Origin of the sequence: Gordonia neofelifaecis NRRL B-59395, from assembly GCF_000192435.1 — a bacterium.
GTDB classification, from domain to species: domain Bacteria; phylum Actinomycetota; class Actinomycetes; order Mycobacteriales; family Mycobacteriaceae; genus Gordonia; species Gordonia neofelifaecis.
Genome location: NZ_AEUD01000014.1, coordinates 44,881 through 64,601 on the forward strand (window position 1 = coordinate 44,881; position 19,721 = coordinate 64,601).

Below are 19,721 nucleotides of genomic sequence, written 5' to 3' on the forward strand. Positions count from 1 at the left end.
GTTCCTCACTTGCTCGAGTCTCGTTTGCGGGCGTTTGCATCGGCGGCGATCACCGCTCCGGCGGTCACTGCACCGACGAGCGCGCCGGCGGCCACATCGGAAGGGTAGTGGACACCCAGGACGAGACGCGAAAGCAGCATCGGCGGCACGACCGCCGCGGGCACCAGAACCTGCGCCGCCGGGCTGCCCGTGGCACGCCCGAGCAGGATCGCGGCGGCGGTGGTCGACGTCGCGTGGCTCGATGGGAAGCTCAGCTTGCTGGGCGTTCCGACGCCGACGCGGATGTCCGGGTGACTCGGGCGCTTGCGACGGATCACGCGCTTGATCACCACGGACGCGGCGTGCGCGACGAAGGCGCCCGCACCGGCTTCGAGGTACCGGCGGCGCGCGGTCACGTCACCGCGACGATGCGCGGCGTAGGCGCCTGCGCCGGCGAGCGCGAGCCAGCCGAGCGAGTGCTCACCGAAGTGGGACAGTCCGCGGGCGCCTTCGAGCACGCCCGGGCGGTCCGCGATCGCGGACTGCACGGCGACCAGCACCGCGGCCTCGCCGGTCGCGGGTTCCGCCACCGCGGTCTGATCAATCGATTCCGAAGACACGGGCCCAGCTCTCCTTGCTCACCAGATCGTCATGCGCGGCGCGGTACTCGCGGCGCTTGGCGTCGAACTCGTCGCGCAGCTGCTTGAGAAGCGCCGCGGACTCGGCGCCGAGCGCCAGCATCTTGTCGCGGTCACGCTGGCGGTACACCACGCCACGACCGTCGGCGGTGGTCACCGTGACACCGTCGACCCGGCCCAGCGAGAACCAGCGGGCCTCGATCGGCGGGTAGTTCGCCTGCGGCACGCTGTGGTGACGGGGATCGGCCGGGCGGGCGTTGTTGACGACCGCGGCGGCGAGCGCCTTGACCTTGGCGATCGGCCCCTTCGGCGCGTTGACGCCGAGAGCGGTGGCCTCCCCCGTAGTGGTCGGCAGATCGGTGGCCGACGGCAGCACGACCGCGTCGGGGAATCCCTTGCGGATCTGCGCGACCTTCCCCAGCGCCGTCGGCAGCAGGGAGCGGATGTGGTCCGGGCCCGCGAGGAAGTCCCGGATCGCCTCGTTCTGGATCGCGACCGTGGAGTACTCCAGGCACAGCAGGTGCTTTGCGGTGGCCTTCGCCATCGACTTCAGGATGCCGTCGATGGAGCCGTCGGTGTAGATCGACGCGACTACCAGACGATTGCGCAGGTGGAAGTACGCCTGCCAGTCGATCGCGTCGTCCTTGTCGCTCCAGGCCATGTGCCAGATCGCGATGCCCGGGATGGTCGCGGTCGGGTAGCCCGCCCGCGCGGCGCGCAGGGCGTACTCCCAGTCGTCCCACTTGATGAACAGCGGCATCGGCAGGCCGATGGTCTCCGCGGCCTCGCGCGGGATCATGCACATCCACCAGCCGTTGCCCTCGACGTCGATGCGCCGGTGCAGGTTCTTGGAGTTCTCGCGGTCGCTGAGCGGGTACTCGGCGAAGTTGTGGTCGTACTCGACGAACGGGGCCGCGGTCCACATGAAGCGGTTGCGGTCGATGACCTCGCCCATGCAGTGCAGATGGCTGCGGTCCTGCAGATTCAGCATCTGGCCGCCGACGAGCATCGGCGTCTTCGCGAACCGCGACATCGCCAGCGCGCGCAGGATCGAGTCGGGCTCGATCATGATGTCGTCGTCCATGTACAGGACGTACGGGCTGTCGGTCAGGCGCAACGCCTCGTACATGATCCGGGCGTACCCGCCCGATCCGCCCAGGTTGCCCTGGTCGAAGATGTGCAGCCGGTCGCCGAGTCGCTCGGCGGCGAGGTCGTAGCCGTCCTCGTCGACGACCTTGCGGTTGCCCTGATCGGGCATCAGCACGGCGTCGATCACCGCGTCGACCATCGGGTCCGAGGTGAGCGCGGTCAGTGCGGCGACCGCGTCGCCCGGCCGGTTGAACGTCGGGATGCCGACGGTGACGTTGGCGCTCCCCCGCGTCGGCTCGATCGGCGCGTACCAGCCCGCCGACAGGACCTCGGTCTCGGTGTCGGTGGTGATGTCGAACCAGATCCAGCCGCCGTCCTCGAACGGCCCGAGGTCGGTCTCGTACTCGAACACGCGGACGTCGTTCGACTCACTCCCGGCAGCGAGACCCTCGACCAGACCGCCGCCGATCGCGATGCGCGCACCGTCGATCTTGGAGCGGTACAGGTCCACGCGGGCGGTGCCGCGCACCTCCACCCGCAGGACCACCGAGTCGAGCACGCTCCAGCGGCGCCAGTACGACGCGGCGAAGGCGTTGAAGTAGGTGGCGAAGCTGACCTCGGACTCGGCGCCGAGCTTCACACTGGTCCGCTCGGGCGCGTGGGCGCGCGAGGAGTTGCTCTCCGACTCGACGAGGTACAGCGACCGCACGTCGAGGGGCTCGCCCGGGCGCGGAAAGATCACGCGCTGCAGCAGGCTGACGGCCTTGGTCGGTGCGGCTTCTGCTGACGCAGCGGTCATTCAGTCTCTCCCTCGGCCAGCGGCGCACCGTCGCTCAGGTGCGGCGCCAGCGTGTTGTCGAACATGGTCAGCGCACTGGCGATGGCCATGTGCATGTCCAGGTACTGGTAGGTCCCGAGGCGACCGCCGAAGAGCACCTTCGACGACGCCGTCTCCGCCTTCGCGAGGTCGCGGTAGGTGGCGAGCATGTCGCGGTCGTCGGGGGTGTTGATCGGGTAGTAGGGCTCGTCGTCGTCCTTGGCGAACCGGCCGAACTCCCGCATGATGACGGTCTTGTCCGTCGGGTACGACTTCCGCTCCGGGTGGAAGTGGCGGAACTCGTGGATGCGCGTGAACGGCACGTCCGCGTCGTTGTAGTTCATCACCGGGGTGCCCTGGAAGTCGCCGGTCGGGAGCACCTCCACCTCGAAGTCGAGCGTGCGCCAGCCGAGCCGGCCCGCCGAGTAGTCGAAGTAGCGGTCGAGCGGGCCGGTGTACACCACCGGCGCATCGGGGTTCGCCGCACGCAGCTCGTCGCGGACGTCGAACCAGTCCGTGGACAGTCGGACCTCGATCTTCTCGTCGGCCGCCATCTTCTCGAGCCACGCAGTGTAGCCGTCCACCGGCAGACCCTCGTGAGTGTCGCTGAAGTACCGGTTGTCGAAGTTGTAGCGGACCGGCAGACGGGTGATGTTGCCCGCAGGCAGATTCTTCGGGTCCGTCTCCCACTGCTTGGCGGTGTAGTGCTTGATGAACGCCTCGTAGAGCGGCCGGCCGATCAGGCTGATGGCCTTCTCCTCGAAGTTCGCGGCCTCCCCGGTCTCGACCTCGGATGCCTGCTCCGCGATCAGCGCGCGCGCCTCGTCGGGGGTGAAGTACCGGCCGAAGAACTGCGAGACCAGGCCGAGTCCCATCGGGAACTGATAGGCCTGGCCGTCGTGCATCGCGAAGACGCGGTGCTGGTAACCGGTGAAGTCGGTGAACTGGTTGACGTACTCCCACACCCGCTCGTTGGAGGTGTGGAAGAGGTGGGCGCCGTACTTGTGGACCTCGATCCCGGTCTCCGGCTCCGCTTCCGAGTACGCGTTGCCACCGATGTGGTCACGGCGCTCGACGACGAGCACTCGCTTTCCCAGCTGCGTCGCTGCTCGTTCGGCAACGGTCAGGCCGTAGAAGCCCGAGCCGACCACGATCAAGTCGAAGGTGCTGTTGTTCGTCACGGCTGCCCAGCCTATCGGACGGTTCCTGAGTATTCCCGCATCGAGCAGGCCCGGCGGCACAGGTCACGCTGTGAGATTCGTCCGGACGGACGGACGTCCGCCGACGACTCGTGCCGTTCTGCGGAGCCCGATTCGGGGCCCGCAGAACGGCACAGGTCGTCAGATCTCCGGCAGACGGCTCAGCCGAGTCCGTCCTGGGTCGGGAAGCCCAGCTTCGCCAGTCCGCCTGCGTTCAAGAAGTCCGTGAGCGCCTGGCCCATCAGGGCGTGCGCGCCGGTCGCGGGGCTGAAGTAGAGGACGCCGTTCTCCAGCACCTGCACCAGACCCGGCATCCCCTTGCCATCGGTGAGCAGTTCGGGTTTCGCCACCGTTCCGGTGGAGCCCTGCGAGTTGTCGCTTCGCTCCATGCTCACCTGCTTGGTGCCGAGTTCCTTCATCCCCTCCGCGATCATCTGCTCGACGACGGGCGTCACCTGACCGATCAGGCCGGTCACGTCGGGCAACCCGACCACCGCCAGGCCCGGAGCCACCTGGCTGAGCAGAGCATTCAGCGGGCTCAGGTCGAGCAGTCCGCCGCCACCCGGTGCATCGGGACCCACCGGCGGCTTCACGATCTTGGGCATCGACTTCTGGCCCTTCACGGAGAACCAGTCCGACTTCAGCTGGAGCTTCACCCGCGCGTCGTTGCCGCTGGCCTCGACGGTGCCGCCGGTGCCGACGACCCGCACCTTGATGACGCGACCGCTGCCCTGACCCAGACCGTTGGCCTCGATGACCTCGAAGCTCTTGAGCGAGCCGACTCCGAAGGCCGACGCCACGCTCGACGCGCTGACCGTCGCGGTCCACGAGTGTGCGGGCGCGATCGCGTCGCCGTCGTCCCGGACCGCCGGGAAGAGCCCGCCCGCGGTGTAGCCGCCGGTCGACGCGGAGAACTCGGTCAGCGCGGGCTTGCCGTTGAGCATCCTGATCTGTCCGGCCGTCGCGTCGGCGGCGCGGTTGGTGCGCGGATCCTCCCCGGAGGCTCCGTGGTACATCTGAGACGCCTGAGTGTTGTCCATCTTGCGGCCCGCGGCCAGCCCCGCGAGCACGTACGAGCGCGCGGCGACTGCCTGTGCCTTGAGCGCCTCGAACCCGCCGGAGTCGCCCCACGACGGCATCGATTCCTTGGGGATGACGCCCTTGACGTAGTCGTCGACGTGCAACTTGTTGTAGACGCCGCCGGGGCCGACGCCGATGGAGCCGCGATACTTGTCGCCGCCGTTGCAGAAAGTCAGAAGTTCCTGGTCCGGCCGATTGGTGCCCGGAGTGATCGGGTCCACCTGGGTGGCCGGGACGGTGCTGACGACCGAGCCGCCGCAGCCGTTGGTGATGGTGGCCGTGCCCCCGGACAGGCTGACCGCCTGTCCGGGCGCGACCATCTGCGTGCCTACGCGCATTCCGGCAGCCGCATGAACACCGACCGACGCCTTCTCGCTGAGCGAGACGGTGACGTCGGGGGTGCTCACCTTCCCCGCGGCTGTATTGCCGTAATAGTGCTGCAGGATCCGGTCGGCCGACCATCCCTGCTTCGCGTAGCCGTACGCACCCCATTGGCCGAGGCCACGCCCGTGTCCGTGTCCATGCCCGTCCAGGACGATCGGCGTGTCCGCCGACAGGGACACCCGGTCGGCGGAGAACACGTCGGTGCCGCCGACGACCAGACCACCCGCGAGCAGCGCGGGCGCCAGCCCCAGTGCGGCGAAGGTCAGAGTTCGCTTCTTGGCTCGGCTCGGTCGAACATTCGGCACTGCATAACCCCTTATGGCATGACCACTGAACACATGTGGCCCGTGTGACTAATGGGACTTCTGTGACAGTAGTGACTCGATCGAGGGCACGACAAGTTCACACGGTCACAACCGAGTCACGCTTTTAGAACCAGCGTTCGAGGACGGCAGCGACGCCGTCGTCCAGATTCGACGTCGTCACCTCGTCGGCGGCGTCGATCGCCGCGCGGTCGCCGTGGCCCATCGCGACCCCGTGGGCGGCCCAGCGCAGCATCTCGCCGTCGTTGGGCATGTCGCCGAACGCGATCGGCGCCCGGCCATCGACATCGGTGTGCTCGACGAGCCAGGCCAGTCCCGCCGCCTTATGCGTTCCGGGGACGGAGAACTCGACCAGCCCGGTATCGATCGAGAAGGTGATCTCGGCCAGGTCGCCCACATGCGCGGAGACCGCATCGGCCATCGCCCGCGACGACATGCCCGGCATCCGGGCGAGCAGCTTCACCGCGGGCTCGGACGCCACCTCCGCCTGGCTGACGTACACGTGGTCGGGGTTGAGCCACGCATGCTGGTAGCCCGGAGTCGCGACGAACGGCGCGGTCGCGGCGTCGTAGGCCGACGCTCCGGCGCGCTCGGCGGCGAGCCCGCACCCCGGAAGCACCTCACCGCAGATATCGGCGAGCCGGGCGAGCGTCTCCGGGGCCAGCGCCGCGACGTGCAGCACCCGATCGGCCCGGACGTCGTAGACGATCGCGCCATTCGCGCACACCGCGTAGCGGATCGCCGCGGGGCCGTCCGCCAGCTGGTCGGTGATCTCGGGGATCCAGCGCGGCGGACGGCCCGTCGCCAGCACCAGTTCGACGCCGCGGCGGCGGGCCCGCTCGAGGACGGCCGTCGTGCGCGGCGTGATCCGGTCGCGGTCGTCGATCAACGTGCCGTCGACGTCGGACGCGATCATCGACGGCGGTCCGAACTGGGGCGTCATCCGGCCTTCTTCCGTTGCTTCTCCGCCCGTCGCCGGGCCTTCTCCGCCGCCTCGGCGTCCTCGATCACCAGCGCCTGCGCCGGTGTCGGCGCACTTCCGCCGAGTCGGGCGGGCAGCCAGTCGGCCCCCGCGGGCGCCTCCGGATAGCGATCCTGCACACGGTGGAGCAGATCCGTCATCACCGCTCTGAGCTGCTCGGTGCCGATCTCCGCATCGCCCGCCGGGGGAAACGTCATCGGCCGGCCGAACTCGATGTCGATCGGCACGCGATGCCTGCCGATCCGGCGCTTCGCGCCCTTGGTCCATTGCCGCTGCGCACCCCAGACGATCGTCGGGATCACCGGCACGCCGGCCTCCGCGGCCATCCGGACCGCGCCGGACTTGAACTCCTTGAGCTCGAAGCTCCGGCTGATGGTCGACTCCGGGTAGACGACGATCAACTCCCCGGCGCGCAGGGCCTGGACGGCGGCGCGGTAGGCCTCGCCTCCCGCGGAGCGGTCCACCGGAACGGCCTTCGCGTGGTGCACCAGGAATCGCATGATGCCGATGTCCATCACCTCGGACTTGATGAGATATCGACCGCGACGCCCCCGCCGATGCAGACCCAACCCGGCCGGAATGAAGTCGGCGTACCCGGTGTGGTTGACGACGACCACCCCGCCGCCCGACGTCGGCACGTGGTCGAGACCGAAGTAGCGACGTCGGACGCCCTGCGCCAGCATGATCGACCCGGCGATCGTCTCGAGGGTCCGATACACCGGCTCCATGGTCAGTCCGCGTCCCCGGACTGCTCGCGCTCGGCGCGCTTGGCGGCCTTCGCCGCGGCGTCGGCCACATCCATCGCGTTCGCCTCATCCAGCGTCGGCGCACCGCCGCCGCGGGCCGCGGGCACCCAGAACTCACCCGCCGGGTACTCGCCGTACGCATCCTGGAGTTCGGTCAGCTTGGCCCGCATCGAGTCGAAGAGCTGCTGGGTCAGCTGCTCGGGCGTGCCCTCGGGCGCGATCGGCTCGGCCACTCCGACCATGATCTTGTAGCCGGTGCGTCCGAGTGCTCGCGGATGTCCCTTGGTCCAGATCCGCTGGGCGCCCCAGATGATGGTCGGAAGCAGCGGCGCACCCGACTCGAGCGCCATCCGCGCGGCACCCGACTTGAACTCCTTGAGCTCGAAGCTGCGACTGATCGTCGCCTCCGGGTAGACGCCGACCAGTTCTCCGCGCTTCAGGTAGTCGACGGCGTCCTGGTAGCTCTGCGCCCCGTTCGCGCGATCGACCGGAATGTGCTTGAGCGAACGCATGATCGGTCCACCGATCGCATTGTCGAAGACCTCCTTCTTCGCCATGAAGCGGACGTAGCGCTTCGGCTTGTGAAGGAAAGCCGGGATGCCCGCGAAGGTGAAGTCGAGGTACCCGGTGTGGTTGATGGCGACCACGCCTGGACCGTCGGTCGGCATGTTCTCCACGCCGGAGATCTCGAACTTCAAGCCCTGGGCGAGCCAGAGCATACGGGCGGTGGACACGACTCCGGCGTACACGGGTTCCATGTCAGAAGAGCTTAGGCCGTGTTGGGAAAGTCCACTGCCTTGGATCGGTGGATCCGATGGACGGCTGGCAAGGCGGAGGAGGGAGGCATAGCGGCAGCTATGTCGACCGACGACAACGCTGCCAGGCGTTCATCGGGCCGCCGAGACAGGCAAAGGGACTTTCGCAACACGGCCCAGTCATCGGCCGTGACATCGCAGGACTCCGTCGACCCGCGTCAGGCGAGCGAGCGGCTGATCACCAGACGCTGGATCTGGTTGGTCCCCTCGAAGATCTGCGTGATCTTGGCTTCGCGCATGAAGCGCTCCACGCGGAAGTCGCGGGTGTACCCGTTGCCGCCGAACACCTGGACGGCGTCGGTGGTGACCTTCATCGCGGCGTCGGTCGCGACCAGCTTCGCGACGGACGCGTTCCGCGAGTACGGCAGGCCGGCGTCGCGCCGACGGGCGGCGTCCAGGTAGGTGGCGCGCGCCGAGTCGACCGCCGCGGCCATGTCGGCGAGCAGGAAGCCGAGCCCCTGGTGGTCGATGATCTTGCGGCCGAACGTCTCCCGTTCCTTTGCATAGGCGACGGCCTCGTCGAGGGCCGCCTGGGCGATGCCGGTCGCGACCGCCGCGATGCCCAGTCGTCCGGAGTCCAGGGCGCTGAACGCGATCTGCAGCCCCTGTCCCTCGGCGCCGATCCGCCGCTCGGCGGGCACCAGCGCGCCGTCGTAGCGCGCAGACGTCGTCGGGACGGCGGCCAGGCCCATCTTCTCCTCGGGCCGGCCGAAGCTGAGTCCTTCGGTGCCGTCCGGCACCAGGAAGCAGGAGATGCCCTTGGAGCCGTCACCGGTCCGGGCGAACAGGTTGTAGAAGTCGGCGATGCCGCCGTGGGTGATCCACGCCTTCTCCCCGGTGATCCGGTAGTCGTCGCCGACGGCCTCGGCCCGGCAGGCCAGTGCGGCGGCGTCCGATCCCGCCTGCGGCTCGGAAAGGCTGTAGGCGCCGACGGTCGCGCCGCCGAGCATCTCGGGCAGCCACTTCTCCTGCTGCTCACGCGTGCCGAACGCGAACAGCGGGTGACAGGCCAGACTATGCACGCTGACCGCGACGCCGACGGCCGCCCACCGGGCCGCGATCTCCTCGAGGACCTGCAGGTACACCTCGTACGGCTGACCGCCGCCGCCCCACTCCTCCGGATACGGGAGGCTGAGGAGCCCGGCCTCCCCCAACTTCGCGAAGACACCCTCTGGGTACTTCTCCGCCTTCTCATGCTCGTCGACGATGGGCGCCAGCACCTTGTCGGCGATGTCGCGGGTCAGGTCGATCAGATCGCGGGCTTCTTCGGTCGGCAGCAGGCGGTCAACGGGCACCGGGGTCTCCATCGTCGGATCGGTCATCGGGTCGGGCGCAGTCGTCGTATCGACGAGCAGTACTGGAATCAATGCCAGAGTACTGTCGACGGAGCAGTACTACAAGGGATCGACCAGTACTATGCGAGTCATGTCCGCGCCGACCGACTCCGACTTCGCCACCCGGCGCCGCTCGCAGCTCTTCGACGAACTCCTGGCGATGTTCTTGGCCGAGGGCTTCGCCCACTTCACGCTCGACGCCATCGCCGCGCGGCTGCGCTGCTCCAAGTCCACCCTGTACACCCTCGCCTCCAGCAAGGGCGAGCTCGTCCGTGCCACCACCATCCACTTCTTCCGCCGCGCCGCCGACGACGTCGAGGCCGCCGTCGCCGAAGCCGGAACCTCGCGCGCGAAGATCACCGCATACCTGGCCGCCGTCGGCGACACGCTCGCGAACGCATCACCCCGGTTCCTCTCCGACCTCGCGGCCTTCGCCCCGGCACGCGAGGCCTACGAACAGAACACCCGGATCGCGGCGGGCCGCGTGAAAGAGCTGATCGACGAGGGCGTCGCCGCCGGCGAGTTCCGCGACGTTCACGCCGCGTTCGCCGCCGACCTCGCCGCGACCACCATGGTCCGGATACAGCAGGGCGCGGTGCGCGGCGCCACCGGTCTCGACGACGCGGGCGCCTATCGCGAGCTGGCAGCGATCCTCACTCGCGGGATCAGCGCCTGACGCCGCTCGACCCGACCACTGTTTCGAACGAGATCAACGCTGCGGCCAGGTCATCCAGAAGTCGAGTTCCAGCGGGCCCTCGCCGGATGCGGCGCGATACTTCGCGAAGTCGGTGACGCCCTCCGCGGCGAGCACATCGTCGTCGATCAGGCTCTGGCCGGTGAAGTCACCGGCGGGCTTGGTCAGGATCGAGTACGCGGCGTCGGCCATGATCTCCGCCGTCCGCGCACCTTTGAGCATCTCGGCGCTGAGCAGATTCCGGACCGCCGCGGTCGCGATCGACGTCCGCGGCCACAGGGTGTTGGCGGCGACCCCGTCACCGCGGAGCTCACGTGCCAGACCCAGCGTCAAGATCGTCATGCCGAACTTCGACAGCGTGTAAGCGGCTCCCGTCCGATCGAACCATTCGGGCGCCAGATCGACCGGCGGCGAGAACGTGAGGATGTGCGGGTTCGCGGACTTCTTCAGGTGCGGAATCGCGGTCTTGGACAGCGCGAAGGTGCCACGCGAGTTGATGTCCTGCATCAGGTCGTACTTCTTCATCGAGATCTCGGCGGTGGGCGCCAGATCGATCGCGGACGCGTTGTTCACGACGATGTCGACGCCGCCGAACCGCTCGAGGGTCTGCGCGACCGCATCGGCGACAGCCACCTCATCCCGCACGTCTCCGACGATCGGCAGCGCGTGCCCGCCCGCCTGCTCGATCGCCGCGGCAGCCGTGTAGACCGTTCCGGGCAGCTTGGGATGCGGCTCGGCGGTCTTCGCCAGGAGTGCGACGTTCGCGCCGTCGCGAGCCGCGCGGACCGCGACGGCCTCGCCGATGCCCCGGCCGCCGCCGGAGATGATGAGCGTCTTGCCCTGCAATGAATTCGAGTTCGTCATTCCCAAACCTCTCTTTAGATCAATCGTTCGTTCCCCGTGAGCCGAACCTAGAAGACCTCGCGACATGCGTCAACCACCAGTTATACGAGGTCAACGCCAGTTTTAGAAGCTCTTAAATTCGACCGGTAATCGCCTGGAATCATCCTCTCGGTTCCAATATTCTTAAACTCATGGATGCAGTTCCGACTCCCGTCACCGACACCGATCTGGGCAGGCGAATCCGCGCCGCGCGGACGGCTCGGGGCCGGACCCTGCGTGAGATCGCCGCGGCGATCGGCGTCAGCACCGCGACGCTGAGCCTGATCGAGAACGGCCGGACCGGGCTGCGTGTCGCACGACTCGCCGAGATCGCCGACGCACTGGGACTGGAGATCACCGATCTGCTGACCGACGAGACTCCCACGCCGAAGCCACACCCGAGACCGGTCGCCGTCGGCATCCTCCCCGAGGACGGCGACTGGCGCAGGTACGACCCGCTCGTCCTCGACCCGGTGCTCGCCGCCGCACTCGATGAGATCGTCGAGGTCGGCTATCACGGCGCGACCATCCGGAGCATCGCTCGCCGGTGCGGAAGCACCGCCTCCGCGCTGTACGTGCGTTTCGACGGCAAGCAGCAGATTCTGATGACCCTGCAGGAGCTCGCCGTCGCTGCCGCAACCGATCGCGGCGCGATGGCCCGGGCCGACGGCCGAACCCCCGTCGAACGGTTCCGATTCCTCGTCGAGCACCTCGCTCTGCTCCACACCTACCGCCGGGACCTGGCGTTCATCGGGACCAGCGAGCTGCGCAGTCTGGAACCGGAGAACCGCCGCCGGATCGCCGGTCGCCGCACTGATCTGCAGCACATGGTCGACGACGAGGTCGCCGCCGCCGTGCGTGACGGCGTCTTCCGTCCCGATCATCCGCATGAGGCGTCGCGCGCCGTCGTGACGATGTGCACCGCCATCTCCGGCTGGTGGCGCCCCGGAGGGCAGCTCTCGCCCGAACAGGTGGCCCAGTTGTACGTCGGCTTCGCTCTCGACCTCATGCGCTCCGAACTGCGATAGCGACGACCGTCACGGACCATCTGCTCTCACCGGCGCCCCCGGTCGGCGATACCCTGAAACGACAGCTCCTGCGCTACCCGAAAGGCAGCACCGTGCAGATCACCAGCATCGGCCACGCCGGATTCCACATCCAGACCGCAGCCGGATCCATCCTCTGCGACCCCTGGGTCAACCCCGCGTACTTCGCGTCGTGGGTGCCGTTCCCGGACAACTCCGAACTGGACTGGAAGACACTCGGCGACTGCGACTACCTCTATGTCTCACATCTGCACCGCGACCACTACGACGAGCAGAATCTGCTCGACAACGTGAACAAGGACGCCACGGTGCTGCTGCCCGACTACCCGGTGCCGGACCTGCGCCGTGAGCTCGAACGACTCGGCTTCAGCAAGTTCGTCGAGACCGACGACTCGAAGAAGCACACCGTCTCCGGGCCCAAGGGCGACCTCGATGTCATGATCATCGCGCTGCGCGCCCCGGCCGACGGCCCCATCGGCGACTCCGGGCTCATCGTCGACGACGGCGAGACGGTCTGCTTCAACATGAACGACGCCCGCCCGATCGACCTCGACGTGGTCACCGAGGAGTTCGGCCGCGTGGACGTGCATCTGCTGCAGTACTCGGGCGCCATCTGGTACCCGATGGTCTACGACATCCCGCGCAAGTCGAAGGCGAACTTCGCGATGCAGAAGCGCCAGCGCGGCATGGACCGGGCGCGCTCGTACATCGAGCAGGTCGGCGCGACCTGGGTGGTGCCGTCGGCCGGACCGCCGATGTTCCTGGACGACGACCTGTTCGTTCTCAACGACTTCAACACCGGCAGCGACGCGGACAAGGCGAGCATCTTCCCCGACCAGGCCGAGTTCCTGGAGCAGATGCGCGTGCACGGCACCGACGACGGCGTGAAGCACCGCGGCCTGATGATGGTCTCCGGATCGGTGGCGGACTTCGCCGGCGCGGAGCTCCGCGAGATCGGGCACCCGTACCCGCCGGAGACCGTGTTCGGCGAGAACAAGAAGGCGTACCTGGAGTCGATGAAGGAGAAGTTCGCTCCGGTCATCGCCGCCCAGAAAGCCACGTGGGCGGCGCCGGACGGCCCGTCGCTGCTCGAGCCGCTCCGGGGGAAGTTCGAGCCGATCATGAAGCAGTCGGACCTGATCTGCGACGGCATCGGCTACCCGGTCGGGCTGGTGGTCGGAGACGACACCTACGTGCTCGACTTCCCGAAGCGGACCGTCCGGATGCGCGAAGAGGGCGACGGCAAGTACCGCTACGGCTTCCGCATCGCGCCGGAGCTGGTGCGGACGGTGCTGCGCGACGACGAGCCCGACTGGGTCAACACGATCTTCCTGTCGACCCGATTCACCACCTGGCGCATCGGCGGCTACAACGAGTACCTCTACACCTTCTTCAAATGCCTCACCGACGAGCGCATCGCGTACGCCGACGGCTGGTTCTCCGAGGCCCACGACGACTCGGCCTCGATCGAGCTGGACGGCTGGGAGATCCAGCGGCGGTGCCCGCACCTGAAGGCCGACCTGAGCAAGTTCGGCGTGATCGAGGGACAGAAACTCACCTGCAACCTGCACGGCTGGCAGTGGGACCTGGAGAGCGGGCGCTGCCTGACGTCGAAGGGCCACGAGCTGCGAGCACAGCGTGCCGAGCCCTAGCCTGAGCGCGGCGGGTACCGGCACCGCGGGTACCGGGGCCGGCGCCGGCGGCAGCAAACGGTCGTATGCCGGCCGCACCGTCGCCGAACGTCGAGCAGAGCGTCGCGAGCGATTCCGCACCGCCGGCCTCGAGCTGTTCGGCACGCTCGGTTTCTCGTCGGTGACGGTGACCGCCCTCTGCGCCGAAGCCGGCCTCTCGCGCAGGCAGTTCTACGAGGAGTACAGCGGCCGCGAAGAGCTCCTCACCGAGATCTACGACGAGATCCAGAACCGGGCGCGGACCACCGTCGTCGAAGCCGTCCTGGCGCTCGACTCCCCCACGCCGCGCGAGGCGGCGCGTGCGGCGGTCGACGCCTACATCGAGGCGATCGCGACCGATCCGAGGGCGATCCGATGCTCCTTCATCGAGGTCGGCGGCGTCTCCGCGGCGGTCGAGGCGCACCGGCTCGCCGGTCGTGTGACATGGGCCAAGTTCATCGCCGACACGATTTCGTTGGTCCCCGGGACCACCGGCCGCGACGTCGATTACGCCGCAACGGCATTCATCGGGGCTCTGACCTCGGTTGTTCATCGCTGGGGGACCTCGGATCCGCGTCCGGACCGCTCCGAGATCGCGGATCTGCTCTCTGACATCCTCATTCGGATAGCTATCGACTGATCGCATCCGTGCGGGGTTCGCACACCCGTGATAAATTCGTCTTAGGTTTTGAGACGCTGGCGTCTCACACCGCAACCTCGGTCCGGGTGGAATCGGGGCTCTTGGGAGGGAGCTGCTCGGATCGCTGGGGCGCGGCGCGGATTTGAGTTCTACATCCCCCCTCAAACCTGCGCCGCGCTTTCTCTAACGCCGCGTCAGGCGACCCCGATCAGTCCGGCCCTCACCAATACCGCGTAGCCGACGAAGGCGACCGTGTCGATCAGCGTATGCGCGAAGACGAGCGGCCAGATCCGGTTCGTCGCCTGGTACCACCGGCCGTACACCAGACCCATGATCAGGTTTCCGGCTCCCGCGCCCGCGCCCTGATACAGGTGGTATCCACCGCGCAAGAACGCCGACCACGCCAGCGCACCAGTCGGTCCGGACCCGAGCTGCCGCAGCCGCGTCATGAAGTAGCCGACGACGACCACTTCCTCGGCGAACCCGTTGCCGAACGACTTCAGAACGAGCACCGGGATTCGCCACCAGAGGTCGTCGGCCGGCGCGACCGCCAGGCCCGAGTTCCACCCCATCGCCTGCGACACGGCGACCAGCGCCAGTCCGGGCAGCCCGATCACGGCGGCCAGCCCGACGGACGGCGGCAGATCTGCCCGCGAAGGTCGGCCCAGTCCGATCCGCCGCAGACCGATTCCACTGCGCCACAACAGATAGGCACCCAATCCGCCGATCGCGAGCAGGCGGACCACACTCATCACCTGTCGGATCAGGTCGATCACCGCGACCGTCGACGCGGCCGGATTCAGCGCGACCGTGGTGCCGCTGACCCCCGTCGTCATGGCGTGTTCGAGCAACGACAGCGCCGCGTAGACGGCGGAGAAGCCGAAGGTCAGGACACCGACCAGCACCAGCTCGACGACGATCGCCCGTCGTTCCCGCGGGTCGTCGACCCGCGACACCGGCGCCGGCGGTGGATGGACGAACGCGCGGATCAGTCCGCGAACGCCGCCGGTCTCAGTGGTCACCGCCCCAACGGTAGCGGCAGCCGACTCCGGCGCGGGGGCTCAGTCCCGACCGAGGCAGGGGTGCAGCGCCAGCGAGTGGATCGCCGCCGACAGTTCCGGAATGCGCGAGACCGGACGCGCGAACGGCATCCGCACGTCCTCGTCCCGGTTCCCGATCTCCACGCGGAAGGTGATGCCGAAGCGGTCGAGCCCCAGAGGCCGCGCGCGGCCGCCGCGGACATGCTCGGGCAGCCGTTGTGCCAACTGATGGATCAAGTCCTGATGGTCGCAGTCCAGATGCACCAGCCAGTCGGTCTCGTACTCCCAGAACAGGTCCGGCTCGGCGGCGGCGATCGCGTCCACTTCCACTCCACCGGCGCCGGTCGAGGTCGCGATGACCGCCGATTCGAGCGCCAGGCGGATCAGCGTCCGACCGTGGCCGACGTCGAGGAGTTGTTCGTCGGGATGATCGCCCGCGATCTCGACCGCCAGCTCGCGCTCCAGCCGCGCGGGAACCTCGTGGAGGGTCCCCGACAGCCAGATCAAGGAGCGGACTCGCTCGCGCATCTGCACCGGCGCCACATCGATGACCTCGACCATCGCCGTCAGATCCGGCGCCTGTCGACGTAGCGTCTGAAGCGCAGGCGACTCGTCCGAGACCAGGAGGAAGGCGTCGTTGTCGAACAGATGAACCATCGCGACCGTGTCGCATCCGTGCGGCTCGGCCGCCGCGTCCAGCGCGCTGACCGACAGGGTGCCGGAGTGGGCGCGACGGCACGCCGTCTGAATCATCTCGGCGTCGCACGGTGCGAGGATCGTGTTCACAGCCACCTCCGGAAGCAATCTATTAGTGGACCCTAACTTAGACTCCCCTAACCTAACTTGGCGGTCGGTTTCCGTCAACGACTCGGGGCGCATGCCGCGGTCGTGCCGACGCCGACGCACGTCTGATCTCTCGTCTACTGTGAAATGGTGTCCGTCTACGCGTACTTCGGCCCGGCAGGCACGTTCACCGAGATGGCGCTCGACACTCTCTTGCGCCGCCGCGGCGCGGAGGCCGCGGCTACCAAACTCCCGGTGAGCAATCCGCCGGCCGTCATCGAATCGATTCGCTGCGGGGACGCCGACTTCGGCTGCGTCCCGATCGAGAGCTCCCTCGAGGGCGCAGTTCCCGCGACGATGGACGCGCTGGTGCCGCGCGGCGACCAGACCCGCGTCCAGGCCTACGCCGAGGTGGCGCTCGACATCGCCTTCACCGTCGCTGCGGCCGCCCCGCTCGACCCCGCCGACGTGCGGACCGTCGCGGCCTACCCGGTCGCCGCCGGGCAGGTGCGCCGCAGCATCGAAGAACGTTTCCCGAACGCCGAGATCGTCGTGTCCACCTCCAATTCCGGTGCCGCGCGGGATGTCTCGCAAGGCAACGCGGATGCCGCCGTGACCACGGCGGCCGCGGCCCGAATGTACGGACTCACCGCCCTCGCCGAGGGCGTGGCGGACTCCGACGACGCCGTCACCCGATTCCTGCTGCTCGGCCGTCCCGGAGTGCCGCCGGAACCCACCGGCGCCGACCGCACCTCGGTGGTGCTCGATCTGCCCAACGCTCCCGGCAGCCTGGTCGCGGCGATGAACGAGTTCGCGATGCGCGGCATCGACCTGACTCGGATCGAATCCCGTCCGCGCGCCGCGGATCCGGCGCACGGCGACCGCGGATCGGGCCAGTACCGCTTCTACCTCGACGCCCGGGGCCACGTCCGCGACGCCGCGGTCGGCGAGGCACTGCGCGCGCTGCACCGCACCGCGGAGCGCGTGGTGTTCCTCGGGTCGTGGGCGATCGACCCGCGCCTCACCGTCACCGCCGCGGCGACGCCCGACCACGAGTCGTCGCGTGAATGGTTCGAACACCTTCTGCTTGGAGACATCTGACATGGCACGGCTTCACCTGGTCCGGCACGGCGAGACGACGTCGAACGTGCTCAAGCGGCTCGACACCGCACTGCCCGGTGCCTCGCTGACCGATTTCGGCGCCCGCCAGGGCGTTCGTTTCGGGCTCGAGCATCCGCTCGACCGGTCGGCAGTGCTGGTGAACTCGGTCGCCAACCGCGCCCAGCAGACCGCTGAGCTGATCGGTTCGGTGTGGGACGCGTCCACCGAGACCGTCGAAGGCGTGCACGAGATCCAGGTGGGCGACCTCGAGGGTCGCAGTGATCGCGAGGCGCACGAGCAGTTCCACGACGTCGTGGTGCGCTGGCACCGGGGCGACCTCGACGCCCGACTGCCCGGTGGCGAGTCCCTCGAGATGCTGCACGACCGGTACCTGCCGATCGTCGACGAGCTCGCGGCGAAATACCTCACAGGCGAGCACGCGCAGGACGTTTACCTGGTGTCCCACGGTGCGGCGATCCGCCTGATCGCCGCGCATCTGACCCGGCTCGACCCCGAGTTCGCGATGAAGAACTACCTCAGCAACACCGGGTCCGTCGAGCTGGAGTTCGAGGGCGGACTCTGGGTGCTGCGCCGTTGGGGCGACGCCGCACTGCCGACCGAAGAGGGCACCGAGACGGCACCCGGCTACGAGGACCCGATGGGCTGAGCCGACCCCGCCCGGCGCCCACGCTCAGCCCCAGCCGTTGGCGTGCAGCCACTCGTCGCTGATGCCGAAGTGATGACCCACCTCGTGCAGCACGGTGACCGCGACCTCGCGGCGCAGCTGCGGAATCGAATCGCACATCGCGAGCAGGGGCTCGCGGTAGATCTCGATGGTGTCGGGCAGGAAGCCGCTGTACTCGGTGGTCCGCTCGGTGAGCGCGACGCCCGAATACAGGCCGAGGATCGTCGGGTCGTCGTCGTTGTGCGGTCGCACCAGAATCACCACGTTCGACATCGCGTGCATCAACTCCTCCGGAAGGAGGTCGAGCGCGTCGCCGACGAGGTTCTCGAATGCCCGCTCCGACATCCGCAGCGCCACGTCAGCCGCCCGCCGGTGCGGGCAGCTGTGCGTCGTTCGGTGTGTAACCCGGAGGCAACGGCACCGGCTCGCCGACCGAGCGCCCCGGCGGACCGTCGTCGGGAGGCGTGGGGATCTTGCCGTTGATGAGAAGCGAGTCGGTGCGCGCGTCGCCGACGAGCGTGGCGAATCCGCCGCGGTCCGGCAACGCCGCGTAGCAGACCACGCGTCGGCTGCCGGTCAGCCAGCTCACCTCCGAGATCACCGACCACTGCACGTTCAGCGTCGTCGCCTTGAACTTCTGGGCCCCGCCGAAGAACTTGTTGGTCTGGGTCGGGCAGATCCCGCGGAGGTACTCGTTCTGATCGTCGACGGTGGGCCACGGCTTGCCGGAGTTACGGCCGCCGAACCGCTGCGAGAGATCCACCCCGCCCGTCACCTGGAAGGCATGCGGCTCAGCGCAGTTGACCACGCCGCTGGTGGCCTTGCGGGTGGCCGGATCGATTCCGATGCAGGTGCCGTCCGGCCAGGTGAACGACTGATCGACGTCGCGGACGCGCCCGACGAACTCCTCCTGGACGCCCTTGGCGCCCGGCTGCTCGATGCCGCACCGCAGGCTGCGCACGCCCTTCTCCCACTCCACCTTCGAGGGGAACATCAGCCCGGGCGAGAACCGGCCCTGCGGGTCCAGTCCGCCGCCGAGGTAGCGATCGACGATCACCGAGCAGTTCTCGTCGCGGATCTCGGCGAAGCGCTCCACCCCGGGCCACGGAGCCGCGGACGAGAACTCGGTGGTGGGAAAGTTCGAGGTGTCCAGGACGCCCGCGACCTCGAATCGGTGCGGCGTATCGCACGTGACCGCCGTCGGCTCGCCCGGCGAGTCCGCATTCCAGGTGAGGCAGTCGCCCGCCTCGGACCGCGTGAAGTCGTTCTGCTGAACCGACGATCCCTCGCCGATCACCGACGAGCCGACGTCACCGACGTCCTTGTAGACACCGGTCGCGAGCATCACGCCGCCCGCCACCAGGGCACCGACCAGAATCGCGCCGAGGACGATTCGCATCGACCGTTTCGGGACGCGGGTGGCCGCGGTCTCGTCGGCGGATCCGTCAGCCCCTTCGTGGTCGAGACCGTGATCGAGATCATCGCGATGGTCGTCGTCACGGTACGGAGCGTCGTCGTAAGCGGACTCGGGCTCCACGCCCCACTCCTCGACGTCGTCCTCCACGTCGTCCGGCGCGTCGGCATCGGAACCGTCGCGGACGGCCCCGAGCTCCGCGGTCTGCCCCGCGGTCCCGTCGACCTCGGAAAGCTCCCCCGTGACCTGCGCATCCTCTTCGACGTCGCCGACCGGCGCCCAGACGTCAGTATCGTCGGCGACGTCGGGCCGGGCCTCGTCGTCGCCGCGACCGTCATCCATCGGTTGATCGCTCTTCGAAGTCATCGCGTTCCATCATG

The 19,721-nt window shown here is 68.4% G+C and carries 19 protein-coding genes; 6 read left to right on the forward strand and 13 right to left on the reverse strand.

Going from position 1 to position 19,721, the window contains the following annotated elements; genetic code table 11:
- Window positions 1–5: 5 nt before the first annotated feature.
- The 8 genes from SCNU_RS15075 to SCNU_RS15110 all read right to left on the reverse strand — a co-directional run bounded on the left by SCNU_RS15075 (window position 6) and on the right by SCNU_RS15110 (window position 9,347).
- Window positions 6–599: a phosphatase PAP2 family protein gene (locus SCNU_RS15075; RefSeq protein WP_040518567.1), complete on the reverse strand. Its 594-nt coding sequence runs from the start codon at window positions 597–599 to the stop codon at window positions 6–8.
- On the reverse strand, window positions 580–2,505 hold the full coding sequence (locus SCNU_RS15080; RefSeq protein WP_009680255.1) for a glycosyltransferase: 1,926 nt from the start codon (window positions 2,503–2,505) through the stop codon (window positions 580–582). Before SCNU_RS15080 ends, SCNU_RS15075 begins: the two co-directional genes overlap by 20 nt.
- Window positions 2,502–3,704, reverse strand: coding sequence for a UDP-galactopyranose mutase (glf, locus tag SCNU_RS15085; RefSeq protein WP_009680256.1), 1,203 nt, complete (start codon window positions 3,702–3,704; stop codon window positions 2,502–2,504). Before glf ends, SCNU_RS15080 begins: the two co-directional genes overlap by 4 nt.
- A 179-nt stretch (window positions 3,705–3,883) precedes the next feature.
- On the reverse strand, window positions 3,884–5,491 hold the full coding sequence (locus SCNU_RS15090; protein ID WP_009680257.1) for a SpoIID/LytB domain-containing protein: 1,608 nt from the start codon (window positions 5,489–5,491) through the stop codon (window positions 3,884–3,886).
- Between the two features lie 124 nt (window positions 5,492–5,615).
- A complete protein-coding gene (locus SCNU_RS15095; RefSeq protein WP_009680258.1) occupies window positions 5,616–6,452 on the reverse strand; it encodes an HAD family hydrolase in 837 nt (278 codons plus the stop codon).
- Window positions 6,449–7,219, reverse strand: coding sequence for a lysophospholipid acyltransferase family protein (locus tag SCNU_RS15100; RefSeq protein WP_009680259.1), 771 nt, complete (start codon window positions 7,217–7,219; stop codon window positions 6,449–6,451). Before SCNU_RS15100 ends, SCNU_RS15095 begins: the two co-directional genes overlap by 4 nt.
- Before the next feature lie 2 nt (window positions 7,220–7,221).
- A complete protein-coding gene (locus SCNU_RS15105; RefSeq protein WP_040518569.1) occupies window positions 7,222–7,995 on the reverse strand; it encodes a lysophospholipid acyltransferase family protein in 774 nt (257 codons plus the stop codon).
- Between the two features lie 215 nt (window positions 7,996–8,210).
- Window positions 8,211–9,347 carry an acyl-CoA dehydrogenase family protein gene (locus SCNU_RS15110; RefSeq protein WP_009680261.1) on the reverse strand — a complete coding sequence of 379 codons (1,137 nt, stop codon included), beginning with the start codon at window positions 9,345–9,347 and terminating at the stop codon, window positions 8,211–8,213.
- Between the two features lie 130 nt (window positions 9,348–9,477).
- On the opposite strand from SCNU_RS15110, the gene SCNU_RS15115 reads away from it, so the two are divergent.
- The gene (locus SCNU_RS15115) at window positions 9,478–10,062 is read left to right on the forward strand and encodes a TetR/AcrR family transcriptional regulator (RefSeq protein ID WP_040518571.1); all 585 of its coding nucleotides are present in this window, start codon (window positions 9,478–9,480) and stop codon (window positions 10,060–10,062) included.
- 33 nt (window positions 10,063–10,095) lie between these two features.
- Here the strand turns inward: SCNU_RS15115 and SCNU_RS15120 are convergent, their stop codons facing one another.
- The gene (locus SCNU_RS15120; RefSeq protein WP_009680263.1) at window positions 10,096–10,944 is read right to left on the reverse strand and encodes an SDR family oxidoreductase; all 849 of its coding nucleotides are present in this window, start codon (window positions 10,942–10,944) and stop codon (window positions 10,096–10,098) included.
- A gap of 170 nt (window positions 10,945–11,114) precedes the next feature.
- Here SCNU_RS15120 and SCNU_RS15125 point away from each other — a divergent pair, with 170 nt between their 5' ends.
- The 3 genes from SCNU_RS15125 (at window position 11,115) to SCNU_RS15135 (ending at window position 14,318) form a co-directional block, all read left to right on the forward strand.
- Window positions 11,115–11,990 (forward strand): TetR-type transcription factor C-terminal domain-containing protein, encoded by an 876-nt coding sequence (locus SCNU_RS15125; protein ID WP_009680264.1) that lies wholly within the window; start codon window positions 11,115–11,117, stop codon window positions 11,988–11,990.
- A 92-nt stretch (window positions 11,991–12,082) separates the two neighbouring features.
- A complete protein-coding gene (locus tag SCNU_RS15130; RefSeq protein WP_009680265.1) occupies window positions 12,083–13,660 on the forward strand; it encodes a Rieske 2Fe-2S domain-containing protein in 1,578 nt (525 codons plus the stop codon).
- On the forward strand, window positions 13,647–14,318 hold the full coding sequence (locus tag SCNU_RS15135; RefSeq protein ID WP_009680266.1) for a TetR/AcrR family transcriptional regulator: 672 nt from the start codon (window positions 13,647–13,649) through the stop codon (window positions 14,316–14,318). The genes SCNU_RS15130 and SCNU_RS15135 overlap by 14 nt, the downstream gene beginning before the upstream one ends.
- 194 nt (window positions 14,319–14,512) lie before the next feature.
- Here SCNU_RS15135 and SCNU_RS15140 read toward each other — a convergent pair whose 3' ends face one another.
- Complete coding sequence (locus SCNU_RS15140) at window positions 14,513–15,340, reverse strand: CPBP family intramembrane glutamic endopeptidase (RefSeq protein WP_009680267.1); 828 nt, start codon at window positions 15,338–15,340, stop codon at window positions 14,513–14,515.
- A gap of 39 nt (window positions 15,341–15,379) precedes the next feature.
- On the reverse strand, window positions 15,380–16,144 hold the full coding sequence (locus tag SCNU_RS15145) for a DUF2470 domain-containing protein (protein WP_009680268.1): 765 nt from the start codon (window positions 16,142–16,144) through the stop codon (window positions 15,380–15,382).
- Window positions 16,145–16,288: 144 nt separating this feature from the next.
- On the opposite strand from SCNU_RS15145, the gene pheA reads away from it, so the two are divergent.
- Both pheA and SCNU_RS15155 read left to right on the forward strand, forming a co-directional pair.
- Window positions 16,289–17,242: a prephenate dehydratase gene (gene pheA, locus SCNU_RS15150; protein WP_009680269.1), complete on the forward strand. Its 954-nt coding sequence runs from the start codon at window positions 16,289–16,291 to the stop codon at window positions 17,240–17,242.
- Window position 17,243: 1 nt separating this feature from the next.
- Window positions 17,244–17,909 carry a histidine phosphatase family protein gene (locus tag SCNU_RS15155; RefSeq protein WP_009680270.1) on the forward strand — a complete coding sequence of 222 codons (666 nt, stop codon included), beginning with the start codon at window positions 17,244–17,246 and terminating at the stop codon, window positions 17,907–17,909.
- A 24-nt stretch (window positions 17,910–17,933) separates the two neighbouring features.
- On the opposite strand, the gene SCNU_RS15160 is transcribed toward SCNU_RS15155, so the two are convergent.
- Together SCNU_RS15160 and SCNU_RS15165 are read right to left on the reverse strand one after the other, a co-directional pair.
- Window positions 17,934–18,284, reverse strand: coding sequence for a metallopeptidase family protein (locus SCNU_RS15160; RefSeq protein ID WP_040518573.1), 351 nt, complete (start codon window positions 18,282–18,284; stop codon window positions 17,934–17,936).
- 1 nt (window position 18,285) lies between these two features.
- Window positions 18,286–19,707, reverse strand: coding sequence for a septum formation family protein (locus tag SCNU_RS15165; RefSeq protein ID WP_009680272.1), 1,422 nt, complete (start codon window positions 19,705–19,707; stop codon window positions 18,286–18,288).
- Between the last annotated feature and the right edge of the window lie 14 nt (window positions 19,708–19,721).

Excerpts from the sequence above, each read along its gene's own strand:
- SCNU_RS15080 (WP_009680255.1), bottom strand. The coding sequence starts at position 2,505 with ATGACCGCTGCGTCAGCAGAAGCCGCACCGACCAAGGCCGTCAGCCTG.
- SCNU_RS15095 (WP_009680258.1), bottom strand. The coding sequence starts at position 6,452 with ATGACGCCCCAGTTCGGACCGCCGTCGATGATCGCGTCCGACGTCGAC.
- SCNU_RS15100 (WP_009680259.1), bottom strand. The coding sequence starts at position 7,219 with ATGGAGCCGGTGTATCGGACCCTCGAGACGATCGCCGGGTCGATCATG.
- SCNU_RS15105 (WP_040518569.1), bottom strand. The coding sequence starts at position 7,995 with ATGGAACCCGTGTACGCCGGAGTCGTGTCCACCGCCCGTATGCTCTGG.
- SCNU_RS15115 (WP_040518571.1), top strand. The coding sequence starts at position 9,478 with ATGTCCGCGCCGACCGACTCCGACTTCGCCACCCGGCGCCGCTCGCAG.
- SCNU_RS15120 (WP_009680263.1), bottom strand. The coding sequence starts at position 10,944 with ATGACGAACTCGAATTCATTGCAGGGCAAGACGCTCATCATCTCCGGC.
- SCNU_RS15125 (WP_009680264.1), top strand. The coding sequence starts at position 11,115 with ATGGATGCAGTTCCGACTCCCGTCACCGACACCGATCTGGGCAGGCGA.
- pheA (WP_009680269.1), top strand. The coding sequence starts at position 16,289 with ATGGTGTCCGTCTACGCGTACTTCGGCCCGGCAGGCACGTTCACCGAG.
- SCNU_RS15155 (WP_009680270.1), top strand. The coding sequence starts at position 17,244 with ATGGCACGGCTTCACCTGGTCCGGCACGGCGAGACGACGTCGAACGTG.
- SCNU_RS15165 (WP_009680272.1), bottom strand. The coding sequence starts at position 19,707 with ATGACTTCGAAGAGCGATCAACCGATGGATGACGGTCGCGGCGACGAC.